Raw genomic sequence first — 26167 nt, forward strand, 5'->3', positions numbered from 1 at the left:
AACACCTCAAGACAGTTTAACCAATTTAAACAATTAACCCGTTAACCTTTACAATGCCCATTACCGATAACGACATCCTTTTTGAAGATAATCATTTAATCGCCATTAATAAAAGGGCGGGTGATATTGTGCAGGTTGATGAAACCGGCGATGAGCCTTTGGATGAACAGGTAAAAAAATATATTGCTAAAAAATATAACAAGCCTAATGGTGCCTTTTTAGGAGTGGTACACCGTTTAGACAGGCCGGTAAGTGGTGTAATTCTGTTTGCTAAAACCAGTAAGGCTTTGGAGCGGATGAATGCTGTTTTTAAAAACCGCGAGGTAAAGAAAACTTATTGGGCTGTGGTAAAGAACAAACCTGAAAAAGAATCGGCTACTTTAATCCATTGGCTGGTTAAAAACCCACAGAAAAACGTGGTTTCTTATTATAATACCGAAGTTACCGGAAGTCAGCGGGCAGAGTTATCTTATAAAGTAAAGGCTAAAGTGGGCGATTATTACCTTTTGGAAGTAGACCCTTTAACAGGCCGTTCGCATCAGATCAGGGTGCAGCTCTCATCAATGGGCTGCCCGATTATGGGAGATAACAAATACGGTTATCCACGGGGAAGCAGAAAAGGTAGCATCTGTTTGCATGCCCGCAGGTTGCAGTTTATACATCCTGTTAAAAAGGAACCTGTAAATATTTTTGCCAAATTACCTGTTGATGGTTTTTGGGAACGATTTGAGGATTTATAACATCACAATTTAATATAATTGAGATATCCGGTCATAATATTTAAATATTTGACCGGATTTTTTATGATTTGGCATCATATTTAGTCTGTTCAGGATTAAAAACCAAATTAATCATGAAAAACACCATCTTATCTGTAGCTGCAATAGGTTTGCTTACTACCTCGTTAGTTTCCTGCGATAGCACTACAAAAACAGAAACGACCAAAGATTCTACAGAAATTTCTGCAAAAGGCGACACCATTACCAAGGTAACAACCACCACTACCGAGACCGTTAAAACCGAAGTGCCAACTTTTTCGAGCGAAGAAGTGAATAAAGGTTTGGCTGAGTACAGCAAGCTAAAAGATGAATATGTTGCTGCTGTAAAAAGCAAAAATGCAACAGAAATTAAAGCCATCAGCGATAAATATACCGCCTGGGCAAATCAGGCAACAGGCTGGGCTGCTAAGTTAAAGCCTGATGAAATACAAAAGTATTCTGATTATGTGCTTAAACTAAGCGAAGAGTGGACACAGGCAGCGAAGGATGCGGTAGGGAAATAAAATAAATCGTCATCTCGACTGAAGCATAACGAAGTCGAGAAATTTATCTGTGTTTTCCCTAAATCCGTGGCAGAAACTAAAGTGCTATCGATTTGCTAACAAAATTAGACCGTGGATTACAAATCCACAATCCGAAGGTCGGGATTGTAAATCCCGACCAACTTATAAAATTATTTACACTCAATTTTACCAAAAACCAGCGATCCATCAAACTTTAACTTGCTGAGATCTTTATATTTGGTTTCGCCTTTAACTTCCTGCACATCACCGAAACCTTCGATCAACTGATCGCCTTTTTTTAAGAAAGCAACTTCCCTCACTGAGGTTTGCCCTTCTGATTGGAAAGTATAGTTTGAAATAATGGTATCACCTTTAACAATACCGGCAATTGTACCTGCATTTTTATCTTTCTCGTATAAATTATAGCCGAGTGTGCCTGTTACTTTATTATCTTCATTTTTGAGCGATAGCGTCGCGGTATCCCGGTTTTTAATGTATTGATAACATTGAACCGAATCTGGTGCAGTTTCTGCATTGGTTACAATGGTAGAATCTATTTTGGCCTGGGTCTTTTTTGCGGTACCGCCCTGGCAGGCAGCCATGAATAAAGCAGCTACGCTTAATACTGGGATGATGTTTTTCATTTTCTTATAGGTTGATTGCTTTTATTAAGCAAAGGGCCTGCCAGAATGGTTAAAATTGATTTTAAAAACTATTTATATCCAGAGAAACCCTGCAATGCAGGGTTTCGGATTAAATTTGATTTTTCGTCAAAAAAATATTTGATATAATTTTTGCTAGAATATTTTGAAATTGATGGCGCCCTGTAGTTCTACATTATTAATTGTTACTGCGTTTGATATGTTATAGATTGGTACCCTTGAAGTAACCTGTAAACTGAATGTAGGTTTCGAACTTCTATGCTCTATTTTTATGTTGTATATCCCATTGGGCAATATTGTATTTTGTGCAAACGAACCGCTTCCACCAAAGCCAAAAGAATATACCAGGTCGTTATTGCTTGCATTGTAAAAATAAATGGAAGTTGTACCAGACTGATCGCTTGAAACTTCACCAGTAACATTTCTTGGAATGCCATATAGGTATTCGAGGGCATAAACATCATTTGGATTGAAGGTGCGGTCGGTATTGTTGCTACAGGCCAACATAAATGATTCTGCATCTGTTGTATAAGGCGTTCCTGGGATGTGTATGGCTCCTTCTTCCTCTTGTCCTTCGTCGTACTGGTTAGAATATGGACAACTTCCGCGAGTAGTATAATCAGTATGTCTGAGTCCTATAGTATGCCCAATCTCATGCTGTATGGTTGACGCGAGTAAATTAACACTAAAACTGTTATTATAGTAATAGGTATTAAGTTTGATCTCGTTGTAAGGATTCCCGGAATTATCTGGAAAACCTGCACTTCCAAGTGTTATGGTATTATCCGGATTTGGAAGTTTATAAAAGCCGATTACATTAATGTTGCCGCCGCTGCTAACCCGTTGAAAAGAAATTCTTAAACCTAAACTATTATATCTGTTGATGGCAATGTCGGTAGCATCGATAAATGATTGACTTAAGTTACTTACAGAAATTGTAATTACCCTTGGAAGACCTAAAACACAATTATTTGTACGGTATTGCTCGGTTTTTGCAACTGCAAGTGTGGTAACGTTCGGGGTTTCATCCAAAGATTTTTCACTCAGGAAGATATCCCCTTCAACTATATAACCTTTGTCAAGCCTTTGTACACCGAAGGTACTGAATCCTTTGGCCTTAATTTTTTCCAATATCGATTTGGGAATAGCTCCTCCAGTATTATCAGAGGGGATTTCCTGCTTGTGGCAAGATGAAATTATTGCAATAACAGCAGCAATCATCGAGATTCTAATTAATTTTTTCATGGGATGTTTATAAAATAAGCTGAAAAATAATTCAAAAAAACTACGCTTTTAGTTTGTAATGTATTTTTTACTTATGTGTAATGTTATGTGCATATATCGCTATTGGCCTAATCGACGGCCTGTTGAAAGGTGAACCTTAATCTATTGTTTAAAAAAACAGCGAAATACTGGTGCCTTTATGCTCCTCAGATTTAATATCGACCCTGATTTTGTGGAATTTAGCAATACTGTGTACAATGGCGAGTCCTAATCCAAAACCGTTCTCTTCGCTGTTTCCTCTTTTAAAACGATCGAACGCATTTTCTGCCAGTTCGGCGCTCATGCCTGTGCCGGTGTCGCTAATGGTGAGTATATATTTTTCAGCCTCTGCTTTATCACTGATGGTAATGGAGCCGCCTTCAACATTGTATTTAATCGCATTATTGATGATGTTGATCAAAAGGGTATGGATAAGCGCTTTATTACCCGTAAACTGGAAATCTTTGCTTAGATCGGCCTTGTAAGTAATGTTTTTATCTGCAATCCGGTCTTCCAGATCTTCATGAATGTCGGTTATTTCCTGCTTCAGGCTAATTTCTTCTGTTTTTAGGTATTGGTTGTTTTCTACTTTGGAAATTAGCAATAAACTATTGATAATCAGTTTCAAACGGTTCAGCGTTTTTAAAGAAGAATAGATTTTATTTTCGTGCTCTACCGGAATATCGGGCGTATTGAGCATGTTTTCGAAGCGTGTGCTTAAAATAGAAATAGGGGTAAGCAATTCGTGCGATACATTTGCAATAAACTGTTTTTCTAAGGCAAAAAGCGTATTTATTTTGCGCATTAACGAGTTTATACTATTATCGAGGATTTTAAAATCATTTGTGCTGGTGGGGATATTCTGGTAGTCGTAATGCGAAGGATCGTTAACCAGGTTGATTTTTTTATCGATAATGAGGTAAAAGGGCTTGAGCAGGAAGTTGGAAAAAGTAAAATCTGCAACCAGGGTAATCAATAAAGCGGCAACCAGTACAACGAGCATGTAAAAACGGATCGAATTTTTGATCGATTGAAGCGCGGTCATTGTTTCGCCGATCTCGAGGTTGTACCAGTTTTTCTGATAGGAAAATTTATAATTCAGGATGCGGTAAACTTCAACATCACCCTCTATTTCCCTTTTTTCGGTAAAAACCTTAGCGGTAGAATCAGACTGGTTATCTGCAATATCGGTTAAAACGATAAACTCTTCCTTTAAAATATTGTAATCGGTAAAAGATTGCTCCTTATTTAACAAACTGTCTATCTCATTATTACTTAAATGTTCGAGAATCTTATTTTTCTTTTTAATTAATCGGTTATCGAGCTGGTTATAGGCAAGTCGGTCTAACGAAAATAAAATGATCGAACCCAATACCAGTATGATGGCGATTTTGGTGATAGCATTATATAAAGAAAACTTAACCTGTAACTTCATTTGGATAGATGATGTTTTATTGGTTCATTGGTCATTTGTTGATTGGTCATTAGCCACTGGGTTAACTGTTTTGTGGAGTTAATTGTTTAATTGTGGGATTGCTAAATTGTTGAAGCAAATTGCCCAATGTACCCTTCTAGGGTTAACTGGTTGATTGTTTACCTTTCGGCTACGCTCTGGGGATTACTGACTCGAGCTACTAACCCACTAAGCTTCATACCCGGATCTCCGACTTCCCGACTTTCTAGCAATTAATCCTGTACCCAATACTTCTCACCGTTTCAAACCAATCAGTAGGACTAACCGAGGCGAGTTTTTTACGTAAGTTTTTAACATGGACATCAACAAAGTTCGAATCAGAGTTTACCTCTAGGATATCGCCCCAAACATGTTCTGTTAAACTCATGCGCGATACTACACGGTTTTTGTTCAATACCAGGTAGTTGAAAATTTCGAATTCCTTTTTGGTGAGGTTTAATCTTTCTTCTCCAAAAGATACTGTTCTGTTCTGTATGTTCAGCAGAAAATCATGAACGTTGATTTCGTTTTTCTCTAGTTTATGTTTCCTGCGGGTAATGGCATGCATCCGGGCCAAAAGTTCATTTAATGAAAAAGGTTTTGGCAGGTAATCGTCTGCACCTTCATCAAGTCCTTTAATCCGATCATCAACCGCGCTCCGGGCCGTTAGAATAATTACGGCATCATCACGGTCTTTGGTAGCCTTAAGCTGTTTTAAAATGTCGAAACCGTCGCCGTCAGGCAAACCTAAATCGAGTAAGATGAAATCGTAGCTGTTTACAAATATCTTTTCTTCCGCAGAAGATTTTTTCCATGCATGCTCTACAATAAAGCCTTCTTTACTTAAGAATTCATCCATTTCGAGCGCCAGGCTCTTTTCATCTTCAACTATGAGTACGTTCATTCTGCTAACTGTGTTTTAATGTTTAACCGCCATGCGCTTTGCGCTCAGCGTTATGCGTTTACCCTACAACTAAGTTAATATTTTTTAATATGATCGCACAGGCTTCTTCAATTTCTTCTTTGGTGATAATTAGAGGAGGGGCAATGCGCATAGAATTGCTGCAATGTAAAAACCAATCGGAAAGTACGCCATCGAGGATACAGGCATCAATGATTTTTTTGTTGATCTCAAAATTTTCGAATTCAACCGCCAGCATCAAACCTTTTCCCCTGATTTCTTTTATGGCGGGGTGCTTTAAAAGCTGTTTAAACAATTGGCCTTTTTCTTCCACTTCATCCACAATATGCTGATCAACAAGTGTACGTAAAGTGGCTAAACCTGCTGCGCAACAAACCGGATGGCCGCCAAAAGTGGTCATGTGGCCCAAAATAGGTGTATGCGACAAAACCGACATGATTTGCAGGGAACTGATAAAAGCACCAATCGGCATTCCGCCACCAATACCTTTGGCGAGTAGTAGAACATCGGGTACAACCTGGTAATGTTCAAAAGCAAACATTTTACCACTGCGGCCAAAACCCGACTGTATTTCGTCGAAGATTAACAATGTTCCGGTTTCAGTGCATTTTGCCCTTAATGCCTGCATGTAACTTAAATCGGCTACACGTATTCCGGCCTCACCCTGAATGGGTTCGATAAAAACTGCTGCAATTTCTGTGGTGATTTTTTCGAGATCATTGATGTTATTGTGTTCAATAAAACTTACATGAGGCAAAAACGGACCATAGCCTGACGAATAAAAATCACTTTCCATTAAACTTTCAGCACCTTGTGTACTGCCATGATAAGCATTTTTAAAGGCAATAAAACCTTTGCGCCTAGTGTAACGTTTTGCAAGTTTCATAGCACCTTCTACTGCTTCTGTTCCCGAATTTAAAAAATAGGTACAGCTTAAATTTGAGGGCAAAATATCGGCAAGGGCCTTCGCAAAATTTACCTGTGGAGTTTGCACATATTCGCCATAAACCATCAGGTGCATATAGGTTTCGGCCTGCTTTTGGATGGCTTCAACTACAGCCGGATGACAATGGCCAACATTGCTTACGCCGATACCGGCAATAAGATCTAAATGTTTTTTATCGGCAGCATCGTATATATAAACGCCTTTTGCCCTGACAAATTCGAGCATTAGCGGTTCGGGAGAGGTTTGTGCATTGTGTTGTAAAAACAACTGACGTTGGGTAAGCATGGCACAAAAGTACGGATTTAAGCAAGATTCTCTTTCTTCTTCGACATCTTATGATAAAAATCGAGATACTTTCTGCCGATGGAGATTCTAACACCATTGTTTAGTATGATATAAGATCTTTCTAATGTTTTAACCTGGTTTTCTGCAACAATAAATGATCGGTGTACCCGCGAAAAACCTTTTTCGTGAGGTAATAAAGCTAAAGCTTCAGCAAAACTCGAATTGGAGAAAATAACTTCATGCTCTAAATGTACTTTGATATCACGTTCCTGTGCTTCCACGGCATAAATTTTATCGAGTTTAATTTTGATAAATCTGTTCCTTTGTTCAATACTTTTTAAGAGAATAAAATCATCAACCTTATCGACTTGGGTAGATGGAGTCGTTGAAAATAATTTCTTTACCGTTTGATCGAATTTGCCTTGCGAAAAGGGTTTTAACAGAAAACCATCTGCTTCGAGCTCATAAGAATCAATGGCGTATGCAGCATGAGCAGTTACAAACACCAGTTTATGGGTTTTATGTTTAATGCGTTTGGCCAGTTCAATACCGTTCATGCTTGGCATTTCGATATCCAGAAAGATCACATCAACCGGTTTTTTAAGGTTTTCGATTTCTTTGAGCGCAGTTTCAGCAGTACTATATGATTTTAGCAATTTTAATTGTGGCTGAGCAGCAACATAATCGGTAATGATTTCTATCGCAGAAAGTTCATCATCAATGGCGAGGCAGGTATACATTTCCCTAAATATTTAAAGCGTTTCATTATGTTATTTCGGGATAATTTAAGCCTAAAGTAATAGTTATGTTACGGATTTCCAAATGAAAAATAATCATGAAATATAAAAATTGTCGTTCATGTCGCCTCGATGGTCGTTCATGTCGCTTCGACGGTTGTTGATGCAGAAAATTTTATTTTAGGTTTTTATAAATGAGGTTTGAGGAACAATTAATCAAATAATTAACCTTAAATCTTAAAAAAAAATGAAGAAAATTTTAGTTGTAATGATGATGTGTCTGATGGGTGTTGGTGCATTTGCAAAAAAAGGATATTTAGCCTTAAAACAATGTACTGTACATTACTCAGTTGTAGATGAAGACGGTGGCGCGGTTTGGGGACCTGCTGATGTGACATCGGATACTTGTGAACATGCAGTAAAAACTGCCAGGTACTTTTATTTTTTAGCCACTGGAGATAGTTCAGTTTTTTAGTATTGAAATTAAGTCTTAAGTAGTCAGTTCGTTTACGTTTCAATTCATTGTGGCGGTTTATCACAAACTAAAATTAATCGATTGTGATGTAAGCGAACTAAATTGAGTGTCAAATCTTAAACAATATATCGTGCTTAGAAAATATTTATTAAACTTTTTAACTATAATTTTTCTTTTTCATTCGTTCTGCGCAAAAGCGCAAAGAGGGACAGTTAATTACAAACTGACAATTAATGAGAAAGGCCTCGGTAGAAAGATGGAGCAGAATTTAATTATCTATTTCGATAAGTTAAGTTCTGTAGAATTGAGGGTTAAACCAAAAAATCCAGCTGGCAATATTCCCGTTGATGATTTAAATCAAGTTCGGGTACTTAAATCAGGAAAACCAACTTTTTTATATAAAGATTTTTCAAAGAAAAAAATATTGTTATCTGATTACATTGGTACAAACAAAATATTGTTAACAGATACTCTGAATAATTTTAAGTGGAAGATATTAAAGGAAAAGAGGAAAATTGGGACTCTAAATTGTAAAAAGGCGGAAACTGAATTCCGAGGAAGATTGTATGAGGCCTGGTACACAGAAGATATTTCTATTCAAAATGGTCCATGGAAATTTTGTGGACTACCTGGCTTAATTCTAATGGTTAAAGACACAAAATCTGATTTTGTATACGAATTAACAGGTATTGATCTGAATGCAAAATTTGAAAACAAAGTAATTGGTATTCCTGTAGCCTATGAAAAAGATAAGGCTGTTACCTATAAGGAGTTTAGAATTTTGTATAAGAAAAAACTTGAGGATTATTTTAAACTATCTAAGGTTGAACAAACCACGCCCGAAGGTATTACCGGAACGATAAATATCCATATGCCCGAGAAACAAGAGAAATTCTAATGATAAGATTAGTAAGCATTTCAATACTATCCTTTATTTTAATTGGTTCTCTACAAGCACAATCAAAGGGAACATTAAATTATAAACTAATTACGAGAGCAGGCATTACCAATACCGAGGTAAACCATATTGTTTATTTTAAAGGAGTAAAATCGCTAGAATTAGGCATTCCTAAAAAATTAATCCCCATTACAGAAAAAAAATCTGAAACAGAGATCAGCGAAATTGTAGTTGTTAAATCTAAAAAACCATCTTTCGTTTATAAAGATTTACGTTTAAACAAACTTATAGTTAGCGATTTTATCATATCTAAACAATATATAATCGCAGATACCTTAAATAATTTTAAGTGGAAAATAACATCAGAGCATAAAAAGATTTTAGGTTATACCTGTACAAAGGCAAACTTAAATTTTAGGGGTAGGAATTACGTAGTGTGGTTTACAGAGCAAGTTCCATTGCCTTTGGGGCCCTGGAAATTTGGAGGCTTACCCGGTTTGATTGTTAAAGTAACAGATAGCGAAGTTAAATTCGATTATGAACTAACCGGAATTAATTTAAAAGCAAAGTTTGATGATAAAATTATAGCTGTTCCAGTAGAGTATGCTAAGGATAAGCCTATTACTCCAGTACAGTTTATAAACCTGTTTAAGAAGAAACTTTCTGATATTGAAAAAATGAGTAGAACAACTACAACTTTTCAAGGTGGGCGCATAAGCAATGTAACTATTAATCTTCCCGAAAAACAAGAAAAATTTTAATGCTAAGGTGGTTTATTATTTTGGCAACCTTCTTTCTGACCCATAAAGTTTTGGGTCAAACTGTTCAGTTAACTGGTACAATATCAGCAAACAGTGAAAAATTACCCTCTGCTTCCATCCAGCTTAAAACTTTTGGTGATGAAGAACTATTATTTTATGGCTTTTCTGATGATGAAGGGAATTATAATATCGGGGGCAAGATAGATGGATCTGCTAAATTCCTCTTGATTGCCGCATATATTGGTTACAAAAAGGATACATTAATTATCAACCGTGCCGATTTGGTAAAACAGGCAATATTCAAACATAATTTCTCCTTGATAGAGGATAAAACGCAGTTGGATGAGATTTACATCAAAGCACCTAATCCAGTTCAGGTCACTAATGATACTACTTCCTATAACGTTCAACGGTTTACGAGCCCCGAAGACCGAAATCTGGAAAGTGTGATCAAAAAAATGCCCGGAATGGAAGTAAATAAAGATGGTACAATCTTTTTTAAGGGCAAAAAAATAAGTAAAGTATTGTTGGAAGGAGATGATTTAACAGGTGAGGGCTATAAGGCCATAACTAAAAATCTTAAGCCCGAATTTGTAGAAGCAGTGCAGGCGCTAGAACATTATGTAGAAGACAACCTGCTTAAAGGTATTATTAATAGCGACGACATTGTTTTAAACCTAAAAATCAAGAATAAACAGGCTAAAAAAGTAATAGGTAGTATCGACGGTGGTTTAGGTACCAATAACAGAAGAATAATATCTACCAACTTGATTTCTTTTATTGATAAAACAAAGGTCTTCGCTTTTGCCAATCATAATAACCTAAGTACAGAATCGAACCAGAATCCTTTAGAACTGGTTGATGAAAATAGGGCATTTACTGGCAGTAATCAACTTATCAGGCATCAGGTTGGCACCTACAATCCATTCGACGCAACATCGTACACCCTTAATAATGCTATACATGGAAGTGCAAATGCAATAACAAGACTTACAGATAGGTTTAAGATAGGTTACGGTGTAATTTACCTGTGGAATAAATTATATGGACAAACAACGATGCGTAGCACTTACTTTGGTCCAAATGCTATATATACCGAAGATAATGATAATAGGAAAAGCCTGAATAAGACTTTTAAAGCCGATTTTAGCGTTGATTATCTTGTTAAAAACAATGCCCGTTTTTGGGCTAAATTCTCTTACAAACAAGTGCCCGAAAGATTCAATAGCATTGCATATTCAGTGTACAATAATCTAATTGGAGATAGCGTTCTGCAGAATCAGGCTGATCTAAACCGAAATTTTAATGCGCAGTTAAAATATACGGTAAAAGTAAACCGAACAACAGCTTATCTAATTTCGGCCAGGGTATTAACAGATGATGTTGGGCAAAAATACGAAACCGGTTCGGCGCTTTATCAAAGTATCCCTATGTTTAACGGAACACAAAACTTACTTCAAACGGTAAACAATAATAATTTTAAGTTGAAATTAGATTTTGAAGGTTTAAAAAGATCTAATACGAGCTTTTTATACCTAAATATTGGCAACGAGGCTAATGATTTTACAATAAAGTCGGATCTATTAGGGAGATATCAAGACAATCAGATTCCGATTGGGAATGCTTACATCAATGATAATGTGTTTAAACAAAACCAAACTTACGTAATCGGAAAATATGTTTATGATAACCAACCGATAAAAATTCAGGCACAGTTAAAATCGAGCTTACTGTTTTTGAAAAATATGGGGAAAGATAGTACTTATATGATTTTGGAGCCTAGTTTGAGTTTTTCTTATAAATTATCAGATATACAACAGCTTTCAGTGGGGTATAACTATAAAAATATAAATCCACAACCGATTGAATATTATGGACACTATATTCTAACAGATCTTCGGAATTTTAACAGTGGTTTAACCAATTTTTATAATTATAATACACATGTACTAAATATAAACTATAATTTAAATGACTTTGCCAACAGCTATTTTAACCTTAATATTGCTATAAATGGAAGCTACAGTAAATATGGATTTCTCTATACCAATTTCTTCGATAATACTTTAAATTATTCAAGGAAAGAGCCATTTCGTGGCATAAAAACGATGAGCTCGAATTTTTCTGCCAAGAAGTTTTTTCCATTATTTTCTTTATCAATCACAGCTAATTATACGCCATCATATTCTGCTTATTACGGTAAAGTAGTAGATGTTGTAAACGAATACCATGCTTTTAATCAAAATGCCTTATTAAAAATAAATACAGGCTTTAATCTGCCTATCAATTTTGGGTTGGGGGCAGAGTTACAGTTTAATTCGACGAGGAGCAAAGAGCGGCAGGTTGCAGAAAACAAATCATATAGATATACAATCGAATATAGATATAAAATCAGTGATCAGATTTTTAACTTTTCATCATACAATATGTATAAAATGAATGGTCAGAATTTTAACCTGATTGATACAGAACTTCAATATAATCCTGCGAAAGGAAGTTTTAAATATAGCATTCAAGGGAAAAACCTGGCGAATCTTAAGGCCTTTACCAATTTTAATATTAGTGAGGTATCTTCGTCAAATTATTCGTCTTCGATTTTGGGCAGATATATTATGCTTAATGTATCGATGTCGATAAAATAGTTCACTTGCTTTAAAACAAAAAAGACCTACATCGCTGTAAGTCTTTTTTATTATGGTCTTTGCCCGCCTTTAAACCTGTTGAGCAGTTCGCGTTTAAAACCTTCTTGTGCCCTGTAAAACTTACCTACCACTTTAATGGGCAATGCAGATTTAAACCTGGCGTAATATTTCTTATCCAGGTTGAGGTCTTTTTGCTTAAAATCGAATTCACTGGTGATCAAACTCTGTACCTGTGCATCGGTTAAATTATCAATTTCGGTAGTTTTACGGAAAGAGATCATTTTTTGCATGCGTTCTTTGCGCAAGGCATTTTGCTCAGATTGCATATCATTGTAGATGGGCCAGAAAATTTTGGCTTCTTCAGGCGATAAATCCAGTTTTTGAGTAAAAAAAGCTATTTTAAGTGATTCTATTTCCTCTCCGCTTGGTCTTTGCGCCAAAACGGTAGCAGGCAATATGAACATTAAAGCAACAAAAATTAAATTCTTCATTTCTTAATTATTTAATTCCTGAGATAAATCACTAGAAGAGAAATTGCTCAGGATGTAGTTTTCCATTTCTGTATCTGAGGCAGAAGTAGTTTTGATATTTTGTGTTTTATTTTGAGCTTCTAAATGATCGATGATCGTACTTTCGTCAATATCGTATAACATTTGCTCGTTCATGGCTTCTGCCGATTGTACCTGTTGAACGTTATTTGTTGATCCGTTCTGATAAAAATAAACACCAAAAGAAGCCATCAATAAGAAACATGCGGCACTTGCATATTTAACCAGATTACGTCGCCATAAAGGAATAACCTTTTCCTCTTTTTTAGCATCAGGTTGTTTTTCGGGCTCCAGCGCTGCAATTTTATCCGTTATCCTGCTTTGTAAAGTATCAAAGTAATGTTCAGGAACGGCAAAAGCATTTTCTGCCTTAGGCATTGTTTCTAAAGCTATGCGGGTTTCAATGCGCTCCGTTAATTCTTCAAAATAATTCTGCGGAACTTCAAAATTATTGTTTGTGGTTTTCTGTTTTAATCTATCTAAAAAGACAGCAGAAAAAATAGCCTCTTCACAATTTTCGAAATATCCATCAGGAACGGAGAAAGGATTGCGTTTGCCCATGGCCGCAAGGGTAGGAGCTTCGTTCATCCAGTCGTTATTTTCTATATTTTCGTTCATCACAGATATATGATACAATTAAAGTGAAAAGGTTTAATAGTCTATCTCATCATTTGTTATAAAAGCTTCAATTTTTTTTGCCGCAATATGAAATGACGCTTTTAAAGCACCTACCGAGGTGCCTAAAACTTCCGAAATTTCTTCATATTTCATATCGTCAAAATATTTCATGTTGAAGATAATGCGTTGTTTTTCGGGTAGTGTAAGGATGGCTTTTTGCAGTTTAAGCTCGAGTTTGTCGCCGTTAAAGTAAGATGATGCAACCAGGTTATCCGCAAGTTCGGACGAAACTTCATCCAGAGGGGTATTGCTGCGCTGTTTTTGCTTGTTTAAAAAAGTGATCGATTCGTTGGTGGCAATGCGGTAAATCCAGGTATAAAGCTGCGAATCGCTTCTAAACTTATCGAGGTTTTTCCAAACTTTAACAAATACCTCCTGCAATAGGTCATCGCAGTCGTCGTGGTTTAATACCAGCCTGCGGATGTGCCAGTATATTTTTTGCTGATATTTTTTCAATAACAGGTTAAAGGCTTCATTACGCGTGCGCTCTACAGCAAACAATGCAAGGATTTCTGAATCTTCAACTTGTTTCATTATTTTTTTAGATGTGAGATACGAGATATGAGACGTGAGATTCGCTTAGACACAACGTCTCAAATCTCACATCTAATTTCTCATATCTAATGTCCCAAATTTATTTTTTTCTGCCGATTACTTTCTGCACCGCTTCAACAATGTTTACAGCATCCAGGCCATATTTAGCCATTAGCTGATCTGGTGTTCCGCTTTCGCCAAAAGTATCGTTTGTAGCTACAAATTCCTGTGGGGTTGGCAGTTCGGTAGTTAATAAACGGGCAACACTTTCGCCCAAACCACCAAATTTGTTATGCTCTTCGCAGGTAACCACACAACCAGTTTTTTTAACCGATTTTAAGATGGCTTCGTCATCCAAAGGTTTAATGGTGTGGATGTTGATAATTTCTGCATCAATACCCAGTTCAGCCAGTTTTTCGCCAGCTTCAATTGCTTTCCAAACCATGTGGCCGGTGGCAATAATGGTAACGTCGGTTCCTTCGTTTACCATCCAGGCTTTACCGATTTCAAATTTCTGATCAGGATCTGTAAATACAGGAATAACCGGACGGCCAAAACGCAAATAAACTGGTCCTTCGTATTCTGCAATGGCTAAAGTTGCTGCTTTGGTTTGGTTATAATCGCAAGGATTGATAACCACCATGCCCGGCAACATTTTCATCAAACCGATATCTTCTAAAATCTGGTGGGTTGCACCATCTTCGCCCAGGGTTAAACCCGCATGAGAAGCACAGATTTTAACGTTTTTATTAGAATAAGCTACCGATTGACGGATCTGATCATAAACACGGCCGGTTGAGAAGTTGGCAAAAGTACCTGTGAATGGAATTTTACCACCAATAGTCATACCTGCTGCAATACCGATCATATTTGCTTCGGCAATACCAACCTGTGTAAAACGCTCAGGGAAATCTTTAATAAAGGCATCCATCTTAAGCGATCCGACTAAATCGGCACATAATGCAACTACATTTTCGTTTTTCTTTCCAGCTTCATGTAAGCCGGCACCAAAACCCGAACGTGTATCTTTTTTTTCTGTGTACGTATATTTTTTCACGTTTTTATATTTTTAATTAGCTGCGTTCAAACTTGCTTCGCAGGTTTTCATTGTTTTTTAGATATGAGATCAGAGATTTTAGCTGTGAGATCAGGCGATAATTTATCTCAAATCTCATATATTGTCTCGAATCTATTTTAGTAGTCGCCTAAAGTTTCTGGTAATTGCGCTAAAGCTGCTGCCAATTGCTCGTCGTTAGGCGCTGTACCATGCCATTTATGCGTACCCATCATATAATCTACACCAGCACCCATTTGTGTGCTCATCAGATTTAAGATTGGTTTACCTTTTCCTGTAAGGGTTTTTGCATAATGTAAGCCTTCAACAATAGATTGCATATCGTTACCATCAGTATTGATTACATGCCATCCGAAAGCTTCGAATTTAGCTTGTAAACTATCTAATGAAAGTACTTTTTTAGTTGGTCCGTCAATCTGCTGACCGTTGTAATCAACACTGCAGATGAGGCGGTCTAATTCATGAAAAGGAGCAAACATTGCAGCTTCCCAGTTTTGTCCTTCCTGCAATTCGCCATCACCATGTAAGGTGAAAACATAAGAATTATCGTTGTTTAACCTTTTGGTTAACGCAGCACCGATGGCTACCGACATACCCTGACCTAATGAACCAGATGCAACACGGATTCCCGGTAAATGCTCGTGAGTGGTTGGGTGACCTTGTAATCTGGAATCCAGTTTACGGAAAGTTGCCAATTCACTTTTATCAAAATAACCTGCATGTGCCAGGGTACTGTACCAAACCGGAGAAATGTGACCGTTCGACAGGAAGAATAAATCTTCGCCAATACCATCCATAGTGAAATCTTTATTGTGGTTTAGGACTTCGAAATACAGGGCGGTAAAAAAATCGGCGCAACCCAATGAACCACCTGGGTGGCCCGATTGACATCCGTGAACCATTCTTACGATATCTCTTCTGATCTGAGAGGCAATATCTTCTAGCTCTTTAATTGTATGTTTCATTAAAATAAGAGGTTGTTGTTACATAGCAAAGGTAATATTTTACCCGCTATATCATAATTAGTTATTGATTAAATCGAGTACTTGTTGTGTAGCGTTTTTTGTGTCAACTTTTTTGATGATGTGTGCAATTTTTCCATCACCATCGATAATAAAAGTGGTACGTACGGTACCCATATATTTTTTACCATACATGTTTTTTTCTGCCCAAACGCCATAGTCGTTTACAATTTGCTGATCGGTATCAGCTAACAATGTAAATGGTAAGTTGTGTTTGGTTACAAATTTATGGTGCGACTTTTCGTCATCCACACTTACACCTAAAACTACAATGCCTTTGGCCTGTAAACCCTGGTAGTTATCCCTGAAATCGCAGGCTTCTGCAGTACAGCCTGGGGTATCATCTTTCGGATAAAAATAAAGTACAACGGTTTTGCCTTTAAAATCGCTTAAGGAAACTTCGTTGCCATTTTGATCTTTTGATGTAATTGCCGGTGCCTGATCACCTTCTTTTAACTCTGCCATATATAATGATTGAATTTTGAATGTTTAACGATAGAATGTTATTATCACGTGCAATTTAAACAGTTTAAAGGATTATACTGTTCAGGATATGTTAAAAGATGACATTTCTGCGTTCAAAGTATAAGTTTTTACGACATCCTGATCATGAAATCCCATAATCCAAAAAATCCTGTTCCTACCGGAAGAAATTCACTGTATACCTTCTTGTATTTTCTTTCATGTCCACAACAACCAGATCCAGAGTATGCTTGCCTGAAGTTGTTCTATCGTCGAAACTATGCCAAAGTGTTGCCGTTTTGGTATCGAACTCCATTAATGTCCATTTACCATCTATATAACCATTAAAACTTTTGATTCCGGATAAGTTATCGCTGATCTTGAAAAAGATTTTAGACAAACCGGCCATACTTTTTCCTTCTGAGATATTTACCGGGAAAATCCTTGGGGCGACGGTATCAGTAGCGATATAAAAGCTGCCAAAGTTTTTTGGCGTAGCCTTAATGTAACCGTTGTCGAAACTTCCGCCTTGCGATGAGCCGTTTGAATTTACGATTAATGCTTTGCTGCGCAGGTTTTCCGGCAGGTTATCTGCCTTAATCCAAAGATCGAAACCAATGTGTAACGGCGTGTACCGGTTGTGGATCTGATGCACGGCCGACCATGCATTTCCGGCTGGACGTGGTAATTTTTTATAGGTGAAATTTAAATCACTGTATAAAGTGCCCATCGGGAAAACCACTTTTACATCGTCGGCATTAAATTCGTTTACCTTGTTATACGGATAAATGATTCCGGCAGGTACAATTGGAGCTGCAATTGGTGCAGAACCTGCATTAACGGTAAAAGGCAAAACAGAAGAATTCCCTTTCGAATCGGTAATGATGTAGCGTAGCTGGTGTTGTGCACCATCGTTAAAGTTAATGCGGCCGCTGTTAACCAAACTGCTGTAAATTTTTAACGGATTGCCAGGATCTACAAAACTTTTCTGGATACTTCTTTTGGTATTTAAATAGGTTGGATAATCAATATGCGAATTAATGGCTTTGCTATCTTCGAAAGCAAAACGCTCCAATGCGGAGGTATATACCATTTTACCGTCAACTTCTAATTGGATGGAATAAACACCATTGGTTCCCGATAAACCGTTATGCCTGTCGGTTACTACGATACCGAAACCTACTTCGCCGGTTAGACTGATTGGGGCTGTGGTTTTATAAGCGCCGTTTGCCCCGGCAATGGCAATGGCCTGTTTGGGTGTAAACTCGTTAAAAGTTTTACCATTTAGGCGGTAAACATATAAACCATGGATTACAGGCGGAATATTATCAGGAATAACAATCCCGAAAAATTGCGGATTAATGGTTTCTTCAGTTTTGGTGTCTCTGATTTCGAAATGTAAGTGCGGACCTCCCGAGCTGCCGCGGTTGCCCGACCAGGCAATAATTTCGCCTTTATGTACCGGAATTAAGGTCGCATCAGGAAATTCATCGATCTCAAAAGATTTCTTTTCGTACTCGAGGCTTTTAACAATGCCTGCAATTTTAGGCGCGAAACGCTGCAAATGACCATAAACAGTAGTAAAACCGTTGGGATGGTTGATGTAGAGTGCCTGTCCGAAGCCACTGTTCTGTACCCTTAACCTCGAAATATAGCCATCAGCAACGGCGTAAACCGGGTAACCTTCACGCTGGTTGGTCCTGAAATCGATACCGGAGTGAAAATGGTTACCACGGATTTCTCCAAAAGAGCCTGCAAGGGCAGGAGGGGTAATATCTAAGGGCTGCCTGAAATCGGTAATCGGGTATTTATTGGTGCTGAAAATCTGTTGCGCCTGAACAAAGGTTGAAGCGATTAAAAAACAAACTGAAAGGGATAATTTTAACTTGTAATGGATCGGGTTTATAATCATTCGTTACTTTACATCAAAATTTAAAAGTTGCTTTCCTTCCAACCAGGCTTCTAATTTGTCGCCACGGTTTGTTTTACCTACACCCTGTGGTGTTCCTGTGAAAATTAAATCGCCTTTTTTTAAGGTGATATACTGTGAAACAAAGCTGATTATCTTCTCGAACGGGAATAGCAAATCTTTAGTATGCCCAACCTGACGGCTTTCGCCATTAACTTTTAATTCGAAATTCAAGTTGTAAAGGTCTTCAAAATCACTTTTAGGAAGAAAAATACTGATAGGGGCTGAGTTATCAAAAGCTTTGGCAAGCTCCCAGGGTAATCCTTTTTCTTTATGTTTACTTTGTATATCGCGTGCGGTAAAATCGATGCCTAAACCCACTTCATCATAATAGCTGGCTGCAAATTTTTCGGCAATGTGTTTGCCTTCTTTACAGATTTTTAAAACCACTTCCAGTTCGTAATGCACATCATCAGAAAAATCAGGAATATAAAAAGGTTTGTTGTCTTTGAGTACAGCGGTATCAGGTTTCAGGAAAATTACTGGTGTTGTTGGAACCGGGTTGTTCAGTTCTTTTGCATGTTCGGCATAATTCCTGCCAATGGCGATGATTTTCATTCTTGAGAATATGATATATGAAAAAATTAACGGGAGCAAACCCGAATTAATCAAAAATAGAAAAGAAAATGATGTTATAAAACTGAGATGCGTTTTACCTGGCTTTCTGACCCTGCAATTACCCTTAAAAAGTAGATGCCCGGATTAATCCTGCTTGGGATATTGAAGCTTTTGGTCTGCTCGCCTGCATTTAAACGTTCGTTGGCCAATGTGGCTACTTCGTTCCCTAATAAATCGATGATTTTAATAGAGGTTTGCGTACCATCTTTTCCGATGGATAGAATAATATTTAACTGGTCTTCTACTGGATTTGGATAAATTTTTACAATGTTCAACAATTTATCTTTCGGTGCAACCGTTGTATTTTTTGGGGTTGTACTGTAAGTATTGAACATTCCTGAACCACCAATAGACATGTAAAGCGGTTTATAAGGCGTAATGTTGGCTTTAATTTCAGGAATTTTGCCTACTTTTTTGGTTCTGTTTTTTAAGCTAATGTGAATGCTATCAGCTTGTTGCGCATAAGAATTTACGCCGCACAGCAATGCGATGCACAATGTGCATGCTATTTTTGTGAGTAACGTTATCTTAGCGTAGAGTTTCATCAAATTGTTATAGCAAATGTATTAATTTAAAACAAAGAAATTAAACATTTTGTTTAAAACCCATAATTTAACACAATTTAACAATAAAAATTTATTTTCATAGTGTTAAAAATACACAATATTTTGGTTGTTAAATTGTTATAGTTAGTTTACTTTTGCCGCACTAAAAATATCAACGAAGTGTCAAATCATAAAAATGTCAACGCGTTAACCGCCGGCGGTGTTCTAATTAGTTTAGGAATTGTGTTTGGTGACATTGGTACATCACCCTTATATACACTCAACGCAATTTTTACCAGCATTTTAGGCGTAAGAGAAGGTGTTGTACATCATCCCGGATCAATTACTACTGATGTTGTTCTTGGAGTTCTTTCCTGCATCATTTGGACATTAACGCTGCAAACCACAATTAAATACGTTATCATTACATTAAGGGCCGATAACAAAGGTGAGGGTGGTATTTTTTCTTTATTCTCTTTAGTAAGGAAAAAAGCAAAATGGCTAATTGTACCAGCAGTAGTGGGCGGATGTGCACTTTTAGCCGATGGGGTAATTACACCCAGTATTACGGTAACATCGGCCATTGAAGGATTAACCAACAAGTTCGATATACCGGTTGTTCCGGTGGTAATCGCCATTTTAACAGTACTTTTCGTAATCCAGCAATTTGGAACCAACCTTGTAGGCAAGCTTTTTGGGCCGGTAATGTTTGTATGGTTTACTGTTTTGGGTATCGCCGGACTTTTGTTTATCGTTAAAGACCTTAGCATATTAAAGGCACTTAATCCATATTATGCCGTACATTTACTCGCCACCAATAGTAAGGCATTTATTATTTTGGGCGGTGTTTTTCTATGTACCACAGGAGCCGAGGCACTGTATTCTGATTTAGGGCATTGCGGCCGTAACAATATCAGGATTAGCTGGATTTTTGTTAAAATAACCTTGATTTTAAATTACCTCGGTCAGGGTGTATGGATCTTACAGAACGAAGGTACTTTTGTGCCAAGCTCGAAAATGAATCCTTTTTTCCAAATTATATCGAGTCATTTCCAGGTACCAATGGTGATTTTAGCCACTATGGCTGCGGTTATTGCCAGTCAGGCTTTAATCAGTGGTTCGTTTACGCTAATCTCAGAAGCTGTGCGTTTAAACCTTTGGCCAAAAATCAAAATTGTTTATCCATCGGTTCAAAAAGGACAACTTTATGTGCCATCCATCAACTGGATGCTTTGGTTAGGATGCTGTAGCATTGTATTCTTCTGGAAAGAATCTTCTAAGATGGATGCTGCGTACGGACTTTCTATTACCATAGCGATGTTGATGACCACCATTTTGGTGAGTGTTTATTTAAGAAGCAAACGCTTCCCGAAATACCTTATTGCTATTTTTATTTCGGTATATGTATTGATTGAGGGTACTTTCCTTTTCAGTAACCTGCACAAATTCTCTGATGGTGGTTGGTTAACGGTATTGATCGGATCGGCATTATTTACCGTAATGTGGAGCTGGTTTATAGCTCGTAAGATTAAAAACCGTTTCGTAAAATATGTTGAAATTGAAGATTATTACGAGATTTTAAGTGAGCTGAGCAATGATGAATCGGTTCCGAAATATTCTTCTCAACTGGTGTATTTAACCAGTGCAAACTTTAAAACGGAGATTGAATCGAAGATTATCTATTCAATTATTCAGAAAGAGCCAAAACGTGCCGATGTTTACTGGCTGGTGCACGTTGATGTGATGGATGAACCTTATACGCTAGATTATAAGGTAGAATTTTTAATTCCGGGGAAACTAATCAGGATTGATTTTAGATTAGGTTTCAGGATCGAACAGCGTGTAAACCTGCTTTACCGTAAAGTGGTTGAGGAGTTGGTTAAAAACGGCGAAATTGATATTACGAGTCAGTATACATCGCTAAATAAACATAAAATTGCCGGCGATTTCAGGTTTGTACTTTTAGAAAAACACCTGTCTAAGTTTACGAAATTAAGTTTCTACGAGCGCACGATTATGGATTACTACTTTATCCTTAAAAAATTAAGTTTGTCGGAAGAGCGCAGTTTTGGTCTGGATAGCAGTTATGTGGATGTAGAAAAAGTGCCTTTAATTTTTGTTACACCAGATGATATTGAACTGCACAGGTTACCTGTTTAAAGATGAGAAATGCACTTTTAATTTTGGGTATTCTGCTGTTTATTGCGGGGCCTGCTGCTAAGATCTACCACCTCGATTATGCCAATAATTACCTGATTGCCTCCGCATTGGGGCTGGTGATGATAACCGCGATAGGTTTTGTCAAAAAGAAATAAATGAAATCCTCTTTCAATAAAATTAAAGGGGATTTTTTGTATTATAAATGGAATTTATCTTCGTTCCATTTGCTGGGGTTGTTGATGATATAATTAGAAATATTATGATATGCGCTTTCATCTCGGATGATGCGCTCGTAATAATTTCTTTGCCAAAGTTTGCCCATTGTTTTGTTGTGTGATTTAAATAATTGCAGGCAAGCATTTGAGACTATTGATTTATATGCCCCAATGATGTTAGCGATAGTCGGGGCGACCCTTGCGGTCGCCCTGGAGTTTTCTTCGTGGGTATTTTCTTCTTTGGCATTATTTTCGGGGGCGACCGCAACGGTCGCCCCGACGTCTTTTAGAACTATGATGCCATGCATATGATTAGGCATGATCTGAAAAACATCGAGTTCGAAATTTGGAAATCTATCAGATAAATTAATCCATTCATTGTAAGCAATTGTTCCTGATTGATTTAAAATCATTTCATTGCCTGAAATTTTTCCAAATCTATGTATCCTATCTTCACAGCAGATGGTGATAAAATAAGCGCCTGCCTGTGAATAGTCGTAACCCTTTAACCTGATTGATCTCCGATGATGTATTAAAGGATTATATTTCATCTGATTTTAACTTTCGGGATTTGCCAATTTACTATGCTTGTAACCATAAGCAAAGTAAACTACGAGGCCAACTACCAGCCAGATCCCAAAACCGATCCAGTTAGAAATACCGAGTTCGCACATCATGTACAAACAACTGATTAACCCTAAAACCGGGATTAACGATAAGTTTTTGGTAATACAGTAAAAAGTGATGATCACGCAGATGATCAAAAAGATCCACATCGGGATTTTATGTTTAAACAGGCACCAGCCACTTTCATATTTCTTTTCTACAGATACTTTTGAAGCCGAAATAAACTGTTCGTAGCGGTCGGCAGGTAAAGCACTCAGGTAAGATTCTGCATCAACTTTTTCTGCAAGAATGATCTGTGGTGCTGCATTTTTAACAATTTCTTCTTTTACAATTTTTAATTCATCGCCACTTAAAGAAGTAACAAAAGTTACCGTCTGGATAGTTTTGGGCGAATTGAAAAAGAATGCTTTGGTTTCTTTACCGTATTGTGTAAAAGCAAAAACGATGGCAGCTATAAAAGCAATTGGAATGATAAATTTACTGTTTACATAAGGGATTTTAAACTTTCCGCGTTGTACATCAGGCCTGTTCTGCAACACCAAAACACCTGCGCAAACCAGAACGAAAGCAAATAAGGTACCGATAGAACAAAGATCGGTAACAATGGTGAGGTTCATAAATAACGAGGGAACAGCCACTACAAAACCAACCACAATCGTGGCAAACGAAGGTGTTTTATATTTCGGGTGGATTTTTGAAAATGATTTAGGTAATAATCCATCTCTGCTCATGCTCATCCAGATGCGTGGTTGTCCCATCTGGAAAACCAAAAGTACGCTTGCCATTGCAAAAACAGCACTTACGGCGATAATACCGCTCATTAATTTTAAATTAATCTGGTCGAAAACGAAGGCTAACGGATCGCCAACCGCTAAAGTATCTGATTTTACAATACCGGTTAAAACCAACGCAATAGCAACGTAAAGTATGGTACAGATGATGATGGCCCACATCATACCGCGCGGTAAATCGCGCTGTGGATTTTTACATTCCTCAGCAGTGGTAGAAATGGCATCGAAACCGATATAGGCAAAAAACACTGCCGAAACGCCTTTTAATATTCCTGAAACACCATTAGGTGCAAACGGATTCCAGTTTTTAGTATCTACATAAAATATACCAACCGCTAAAACCAAAAGGATTACGGCCAGTTTTACCACCACCATAGCGTTACTCGCATTACGGCTTTCTTTCATACCGCGGTATATTAACCAGGTAATCAGGATAATAATACCTAGGGCTGGGATATCTGCCACCAGGTGAAAGCCGCCAATCTGCGGTGCGGTAAGCCATGCATTATTGGCCAAAGCTGTGGCCGGATCTAATGCTGAAAGGCTTTTGCCTGCGGCTAAAAGTGCTTCGGCATGTTTATGTCCATTGTAGGCACTCAGGTAATCCATGGTCATCCAATCAGGTACATGGATGCCATCTATGCCGAGGAAAGGTATTTTTATGGTGGAGAGTAGTCCTGTAAAGTAATCAGACCATGATATGGCTACGGTAATATTCCCGATGGAGTATTCCATAATGAGCGACCAGCCGATAATCCATGCAACCAGTTCGCCGAAAGCCACATAAGAATAGGTATAAGCACTGCCCGAAACGGGAACCATAGAGGCAAATTCTGCATAGGCAAAAGCCGCGAAACTACAGGCAACAGCAGTAAAAATAAATAAAAAGATTACAGCCGGACCGCCATCGGCGCTTGCCTTGCCAATCGTACTAAAAATACCAGCACCAATAATTGCTGCAATGCCAAAGGCGGTTAAATCGCGGACACCTAATGTTTTATGAAGTGTGTTTTCGTGGTCGCCATAGCCTTTTGCTGCATCTTGTAATATCTTGGAAATGGATTTCTTTCTGAATAGCTTTTCGAACATCTTTTATTTGCTTGTTTCTTCAAACTTATAAAAAGTTTGGCTAAAAACGTTTAAAGCCGCATATAATTTTCATTACAGGTTATTTGGGGCGCAAAATGTGTTTAAAAATTGATCGATTATTGATTTTAAGTCAAAAATTACGATTATTTGGCTTGAATAATCCTTTATTTGATTCGCATAATTTTGACATTTTGAATAGTGTTACTTTTGCCTAGGTTAATCAATCAGGTAATAGAATTTGTTAAAAATCTTGTTTGATTAGAATATGAATTACAATCAGAGTACCATCATGAATGCAAATACAGCACCAATAAAATATATCAAAGAACGTAACCAGGGCATTGCCACTTTACTGGCTTTTGCGCTCCTCCCGATTTCGGGTTTTGCCACCGATATTTATATCCCTTCTTTGCCTGATATGGCGGCGGCCATAAACGTCAGTAATGTTCAGGTTCAGCTTACTTTAAGTATCTTTTTGATTAGTTACGGGGTTTCGCAACTGTTTATTGGTAGCGTGCTGGATAGTTTTGGGCGGTATAAAATCTGTCTTTATTCCCTGTTGATTTTCGCAGTTGCAAGCATTGTTATCGCCACAAGTCATAATATTTACCTCATTTATTTTATGCGTGTAATCCATGGGGTTACCGTTGGGGCCATTGTGGTGGCAAAAAGGGCATACTTTGTCGATCTTTTTGAGGGCGATCAGTTAAAACATTATTTAAGCCTGTTTTCCATTATCTGGAGTACCGGACCAATTGTAGCGCCATTTATAGGCGGTTATCTGCAAACTGCTTTTGGCTGGGAATCTAACTTCTATTTTTTGGCGGGATTTGCTGTCGTTTTTGCTTTGTTGGAGATTGTATTCAGTGGTGAAACTTTAAGGCATTTTACCGATTTTCAACTTAAAAAGATTACAGGTATCTATGCAGAAATGATTAAAACCACCAGTTTTACGCTGGGCATTGTAATGTTAGGTTTGGCTTATTGTATGGTGATGGTTTACAATATGACAGGCCCGTTTATTATCGAGCATCACTTAAATTTTTCGCCGGTTGTGGCAGGATACAGCTCATTGTTTTTGGGTTTTGCCTGGATGGTTGGTGGTTTTATTGGTAAAGCAACTATTAATAAACCCTTCTTTAGAAGGTTAATGATCAATTCACTATTACAGGTTGCTTTTGTTGTGCTGATGATGATAAGTTTAAATTTCGTTTCAAACTTATGGTCGCTGATTTTCTTTGCGTTTATTATCCACGTTGGTGCGGGTTATACTTTTAACAACTACTTTACTTTCTGTTTAAGCAAATTCCCGAAAAATGCAGGGATTGCAGGTGGTTTAACAGGAGGTTTTACATACGTAATTGTTTCTTTTTTGAGTTATGGCGTGGTAAACCTGATCCCGGCTAAAGATGAACGCAACCTGAGCCACAGTTATCTGATTATGATTCTGTTATCAGTTTTAGTGATGTTTATCATTTCAAGGATCAGGCAGAAAAACGAAGCATAAG

At 37.5% G+C, this 26167-nt stretch carries 26 protein-coding genes; 9 read left to right on the plus strand and 17 right to left on the minus strand.

The genetic code is table 11. The annotated features are described in order from the left end of the window. Positions 1 to 53: 53 nt before the first annotated feature. Both DRW42_RS20035 and DRW42_RS20040 read left to right on the plus strand, forming a co-directional pair. Positions 54 to 740: an RluA family pseudouridine synthase gene (locus tag DRW42_RS20035; protein ID WP_108198402.1), complete on the plus strand. Its 687-nt coding sequence runs from the start codon at positions 54 to 56 to the stop codon at positions 738 to 740. A gap of 113 nt (positions 741 to 853) precedes the next feature. Continuing rightward, entirely contained in the window at positions 854 to 1282 is a 429-nt protein-coding gene (locus tag DRW42_RS20040; protein ID WP_113950615.1) for a hypothetical protein, read from the plus strand. A gap of 170 nt (positions 1283 to 1452) precedes the next feature. Here the strand turns inward: DRW42_RS20040 and DRW42_RS20045 are convergent, their stop codons facing one another. The 6 genes from DRW42_RS20045 to DRW42_RS20070 all read right to left on the minus strand — a co-directional run bounded on the left by DRW42_RS20045 (position 1453) and on the right by DRW42_RS20070 (position 7553). Beyond that, positions 1453 to 1926, minus strand: coding sequence for a hypothetical protein (locus tag DRW42_RS20045; protein WP_113950616.1), 474 nt, complete (start codon positions 1924 to 1926; stop codon positions 1453 to 1455). A gap of 153 nt (positions 1927 to 2079) precedes the next feature. Beyond that, positions 2080 to 3189: a M57 family metalloprotease gene (locus tag DRW42_RS20050; RefSeq protein WP_113950617.1), complete on the minus strand. Its 1110-nt coding sequence runs from the start codon at positions 3187 to 3189 to the stop codon at positions 2080 to 2082. 148 nt (positions 3190 to 3337) lie between these two features. Beyond that, complete coding sequence (locus DRW42_RS20055; RefSeq protein ID WP_113950618.1) at positions 3338 to 4642, minus strand: sensor histidine kinase; 1305 nt, start codon at positions 4640 to 4642, stop codon at positions 3338 to 3340. Between the two features lie 244 nt (positions 4643 to 4886). Beyond that, on the minus strand, positions 4887 to 5564 hold the full coding sequence (locus DRW42_RS20060; RefSeq protein ID WP_113950619.1) for a response regulator transcription factor: 678 nt from the start codon (positions 5562 to 5564) through the stop codon (positions 4887 to 4889). Positions 5565 to 5622: 58 nt separating this feature from the next. After that, positions 5623 to 6813, minus strand: a complete 1191-nt coding sequence (locus DRW42_RS20065; RefSeq protein WP_167437820.1) for an aspartate aminotransferase family protein — start codon at positions 6811 to 6813, stop codon at positions 5623 to 5625. Between the two features lie 17 nt (positions 6814 to 6830). Beyond that, entirely contained in the window at positions 6831 to 7553 is a 723-nt protein-coding gene (locus DRW42_RS20070; RefSeq protein ID WP_113950620.1) for a LytR/AlgR family response regulator transcription factor, read from the minus strand. Positions 7554 to 7797: 244 nt separating this feature from the next. Here DRW42_RS20070 and DRW42_RS20075 point away from each other — a divergent pair, with 244 nt between their 5' ends. The 4 genes from DRW42_RS20075 to DRW42_RS20090 all read left to right on the plus strand — a co-directional run bounded on the left by DRW42_RS20075 (position 7798) and on the right by DRW42_RS20090 (position 12326). Continuing rightward, on the plus strand, positions 7798 to 8025 hold the full coding sequence (locus DRW42_RS20075; protein WP_113950621.1) for a hypothetical protein: 228 nt from the start codon (positions 7798 to 7800) through the stop codon (positions 8023 to 8025). Positions 8026 to 8155: 130 nt separating this feature from the next. After that, positions 8156 to 8923: a GLPGLI family protein gene (locus DRW42_RS20080; protein ID WP_158544371.1), complete on the plus strand. Its 768-nt coding sequence runs from the start codon at positions 8156 to 8158 to the stop codon at positions 8921 to 8923. Then, on the plus strand, positions 8923 to 9684 hold the full coding sequence (locus DRW42_RS20085; RefSeq protein WP_113950623.1) for a GLPGLI family protein: 762 nt from the start codon (positions 8923 to 8925) through the stop codon (positions 9682 to 9684). Before DRW42_RS20080 ends, DRW42_RS20085 begins: the two co-directional genes overlap by 1 nt. Further along, complete coding sequence (locus DRW42_RS20090) at positions 9684 to 12326, plus strand: hypothetical protein (protein ID WP_113950624.1); 2643 nt, start codon at positions 9684 to 9686, stop codon at positions 12324 to 12326. The genes DRW42_RS20085 and DRW42_RS20090 overlap by 1 nt, the downstream gene beginning before the upstream one ends. 50 nt (positions 12327 to 12376) lie before the next feature. Here DRW42_RS20090 and DRW42_RS20095 read toward each other — a convergent pair whose 3' ends face one another. From DRW42_RS20095 to DRW42_RS20135, 9 genes are all read right to left on the minus strand, one after another. Beyond that, on the minus strand, positions 12377 to 12817 hold the full coding sequence (locus DRW42_RS20095; RefSeq protein WP_113950625.1) for a hypothetical protein: 441 nt from the start codon (positions 12815 to 12817) through the stop codon (positions 12377 to 12379). A gap of 3 nt (positions 12818 to 12820) precedes the next feature. After that, positions 12821 to 13492, minus strand: a complete 672-nt coding sequence (locus DRW42_RS20100; protein ID WP_113950626.1) for a hypothetical protein — start codon at positions 13490 to 13492, stop codon at positions 12821 to 12823. A 33-nt stretch (positions 13493 to 13525) separates the two neighbouring features. Next, complete coding sequence (locus DRW42_RS20105; protein WP_113950627.1) at positions 13526 to 14086, minus strand: RNA polymerase sigma factor; 561 nt, start codon at positions 14084 to 14086, stop codon at positions 13526 to 13528. 100 nt (positions 14087 to 14186) lie between these two features. Continuing rightward, entirely contained in the window at positions 14187 to 15143 is a 957-nt protein-coding gene (locus DRW42_RS20110; RefSeq protein ID WP_025145704.1) for a transketolase family protein, read from the minus strand. Positions 15144 to 15280: 137 nt separating this feature from the next. Then, positions 15281 to 16126: a transketolase gene (locus tag DRW42_RS20115; RefSeq protein ID WP_113950628.1), complete on the minus strand. Its 846-nt coding sequence runs from the start codon at positions 16124 to 16126 to the stop codon at positions 15281 to 15283. Between the two features lie 57 nt (positions 16127 to 16183). Beyond that, positions 16184 to 16648, minus strand: a complete 465-nt coding sequence (gene bcp / locus DRW42_RS20120; protein ID WP_113950629.1) for a thioredoxin-dependent thiol peroxidase — start codon at positions 16646 to 16648, stop codon at positions 16184 to 16186. A 175-nt stretch (positions 16649 to 16823) separates the two neighbouring features. Beyond that, positions 16824 to 18557, minus strand: coding sequence for a M23 family metallopeptidase (locus tag DRW42_RS20125; protein ID WP_113950630.1), 1734 nt, complete (start codon positions 18555 to 18557; stop codon positions 16824 to 16826). Between the two features lie 3 nt (positions 18558 to 18560). Continuing rightward, positions 18561 to 19172: a fumarylacetoacetate hydrolase family protein gene (locus tag DRW42_RS20130; protein WP_113950631.1), complete on the minus strand. Its 612-nt coding sequence runs from the start codon at positions 19170 to 19172 to the stop codon at positions 18561 to 18563. Positions 19173 to 19246: 74 nt separating this feature from the next. Continuing rightward, positions 19247 to 19777 carry a T9SS type A sorting domain-containing protein gene (locus tag DRW42_RS20135; protein WP_244215332.1) on the minus strand — a complete coding sequence of 177 codons (531 nt, stop codon included), beginning with the start codon at positions 19775 to 19777 and terminating at the stop codon, positions 19247 to 19249. 180 nt (positions 19778 to 19957) lie between these two features. On the opposite strand from DRW42_RS20135, the gene DRW42_RS20140 reads away from it, so the two are divergent. Both DRW42_RS20140 and DRW42_RS28845 read left to right on the plus strand, forming a co-directional pair. Further along, complete coding sequence (locus DRW42_RS20140) at positions 19958 to 21937, plus strand: KUP/HAK/KT family potassium transporter (protein WP_113950632.1); 1980 nt, start codon at positions 19958 to 19960, stop codon at positions 21935 to 21937. A 2-nt stretch (positions 21938 to 21939) separates the two neighbouring features. Then, on the plus strand, positions 21940 to 22092 hold the full coding sequence (locus DRW42_RS28845; protein ID WP_158544372.1) for a hypothetical protein: 153 nt from the start codon (positions 21940 to 21942) through the stop codon (positions 22090 to 22092). Positions 22093 to 22133: 41 nt separating this feature from the next. Here DRW42_RS28845 and DRW42_RS20145 read toward each other — a convergent pair whose 3' ends face one another. Further along, positions 22134 to 22703 (minus strand): transposase, encoded by a 570-nt coding sequence (locus tag DRW42_RS20145; RefSeq protein ID WP_113950633.1) that lies wholly within the window; start codon positions 22701 to 22703, stop codon positions 22134 to 22136. 6 nt (positions 22704 to 22709) lie between these two features. Beyond that, a complete protein-coding gene (locus tag DRW42_RS20150) occupies positions 22710 to 24659 on the minus strand; it encodes an amino acid permease (protein ID WP_113950634.1) in 1950 nt (649 codons plus the stop codon). A gap of 265 nt (positions 24660 to 24924) precedes the next feature. On the opposite strand from DRW42_RS20150, the gene DRW42_RS20155 reads away from it, so the two are divergent. After that, a complete protein-coding gene (locus DRW42_RS20155) occupies positions 24925 to 26166 on the plus strand; it encodes an MFS transporter (RefSeq protein WP_244215333.1) in 1242 nt (413 codons plus the stop codon). The last annotated feature ends 1 nt before the right edge of the window (position 26167 follow it).

The organism is Pedobacter miscanthi, assembly GCF_003315595.1.
Taxonomy (GTDB): domain Bacteria; phylum Bacteroidota; class Bacteroidia; order Sphingobacteriales; family Sphingobacteriaceae; genus Pedobacter; species Pedobacter miscanthi.

Coding starts and splice junctions, on each gene's coding strand:
- DRW42_RS20130 (WP_113950631.1), bottom strand. CDS start 19,172: ATGAAAATCATCGCCATTGGCAGGAATTATGCCGAACATGCAAAAGAA.
- DRW42_RS20135 (WP_244215332.1), bottom strand. CDS start 19,777: ATGAAACTCTACGCTAAGATAACGTTACTCACAAAAATAGCATGCACA.
- DRW42_RS20050 (WP_113950617.1), bottom strand. CDS start 3,189: ATGAAAAAATTAATTAGAATCTCGATGATTGCTGCTGTTATTGCAATA.
- DRW42_RS20100 (WP_113950626.1), bottom strand. CDS start 13,492: ATGAACGAAAATATAGAAAATAACGACTGGATGAACGAAGCTCCTACC.
- DRW42_RS20150 (WP_113950634.1), bottom strand. CDS start 24,659: ATGTTCGAAAAGCTATTCAGAAAGAAATCCATTTCCAAGATATTACAA.
- DRW42_RS20115 (WP_113950628.1), bottom strand. CDS start 16,126: ATGAAACATACAATTAAAGAGCTAGAAGATATTGCCTCTCAGATCAGA.
- DRW42_RS20060 (WP_113950619.1), bottom strand. CDS start 5,564: ATGAACGTACTCATAGTTGAAGATGAAAAGAGCCTGGCGCTCGAAATG.
- DRW42_RS20090 (WP_113950624.1), top strand. CDS start 9,684: ATGCTAAGGTGGTTTATTATTTTGGCAACCTTCTTTCTGACCCATAAA.
- DRW42_RS20075 (WP_113950621.1), top strand. CDS start 7,798: ATGAAGAAAATTTTAGTTGTAATGATGATGTGTCTGATGGGTGTTGGT.
- DRW42_RS20145 (WP_113950633.1), bottom strand. CDS start 22,703: ATGAAATATAATCCTTTAATACATCATCGGAGATCAATCAGGTTAAAG.
- DRW42_RS20095 (WP_113950625.1), bottom strand. CDS start 12,817: ATGAAGAATTTAATTTTTGTTGCTTTAATGTTCATATTGCCTGCTACC.
- DRW42_RS20125 (WP_113950630.1), bottom strand. CDS start 18,557: ATGATTATAAACCCGATCCATTACAAGTTAAAATTATCCCTTTCAGTT.
- DRW42_RS20055 (WP_113950618.1), bottom strand. CDS start 4,642: ATGAAGTTACAGGTTAAGTTTTCTTTATATAATGCTATCACCAAAATC.
- DRW42_RS20070 (WP_113950620.1), bottom strand. CDS start 7,553: ATGTATACCTGCCTCGCCATTGATGATGAACTTTCTGCGATAGAAATC.
- DRW42_RS20040 (WP_113950615.1), top strand. CDS start 854: ATGAAAAACACCATCTTATCTGTAGCTGCAATAGGTTTGCTTACTACC.
- bcp (WP_113950629.1), bottom strand. CDS start 16,648: ATGGCAGAGTTAAAAGAAGGTGATCAGGCACCGGCAATTACATCAAAA.
- DRW42_RS20085 (WP_113950623.1), top strand. CDS start 8,923: ATGATAAGATTAGTAAGCATTTCAATACTATCCTTTATTTTAATTGGT.
- DRW42_RS20065 (WP_167437820.1), bottom strand. CDS start 6,813: ATGCTTACCCAACGTCAGTTGTTTTTACAACACAATGCACAAACCTCT.
- DRW42_RS20045 (WP_113950616.1), bottom strand. CDS start 1,926: ATGAAAAACATCATCCCAGTATTAAGCGTAGCTGCTTTATTCATGGCT.
- DRW42_RS28845 (WP_158544372.1), top strand. CDS start 21,940: ATGAGAAATGCACTTTTAATTTTGGGTATTCTGCTGTTTATTGCGGGG.
- DRW42_RS20105 (WP_113950627.1), bottom strand. CDS start 14,086: ATGAAACAAGTTGAAGATTCAGAAATCCTTGCATTGTTTGCTGTAGAG.
- DRW42_RS20155 (WP_244215333.1), top strand. CDS start 24,925: ATGAATTACAATCAGAGTACCATCATGAATGCAAATACAGCACCAATA.
- DRW42_RS20035 (WP_108198402.1), top strand. CDS start 54: ATGCCCATTACCGATAACGACATCCTTTTTGAAGATAATCATTTAATC.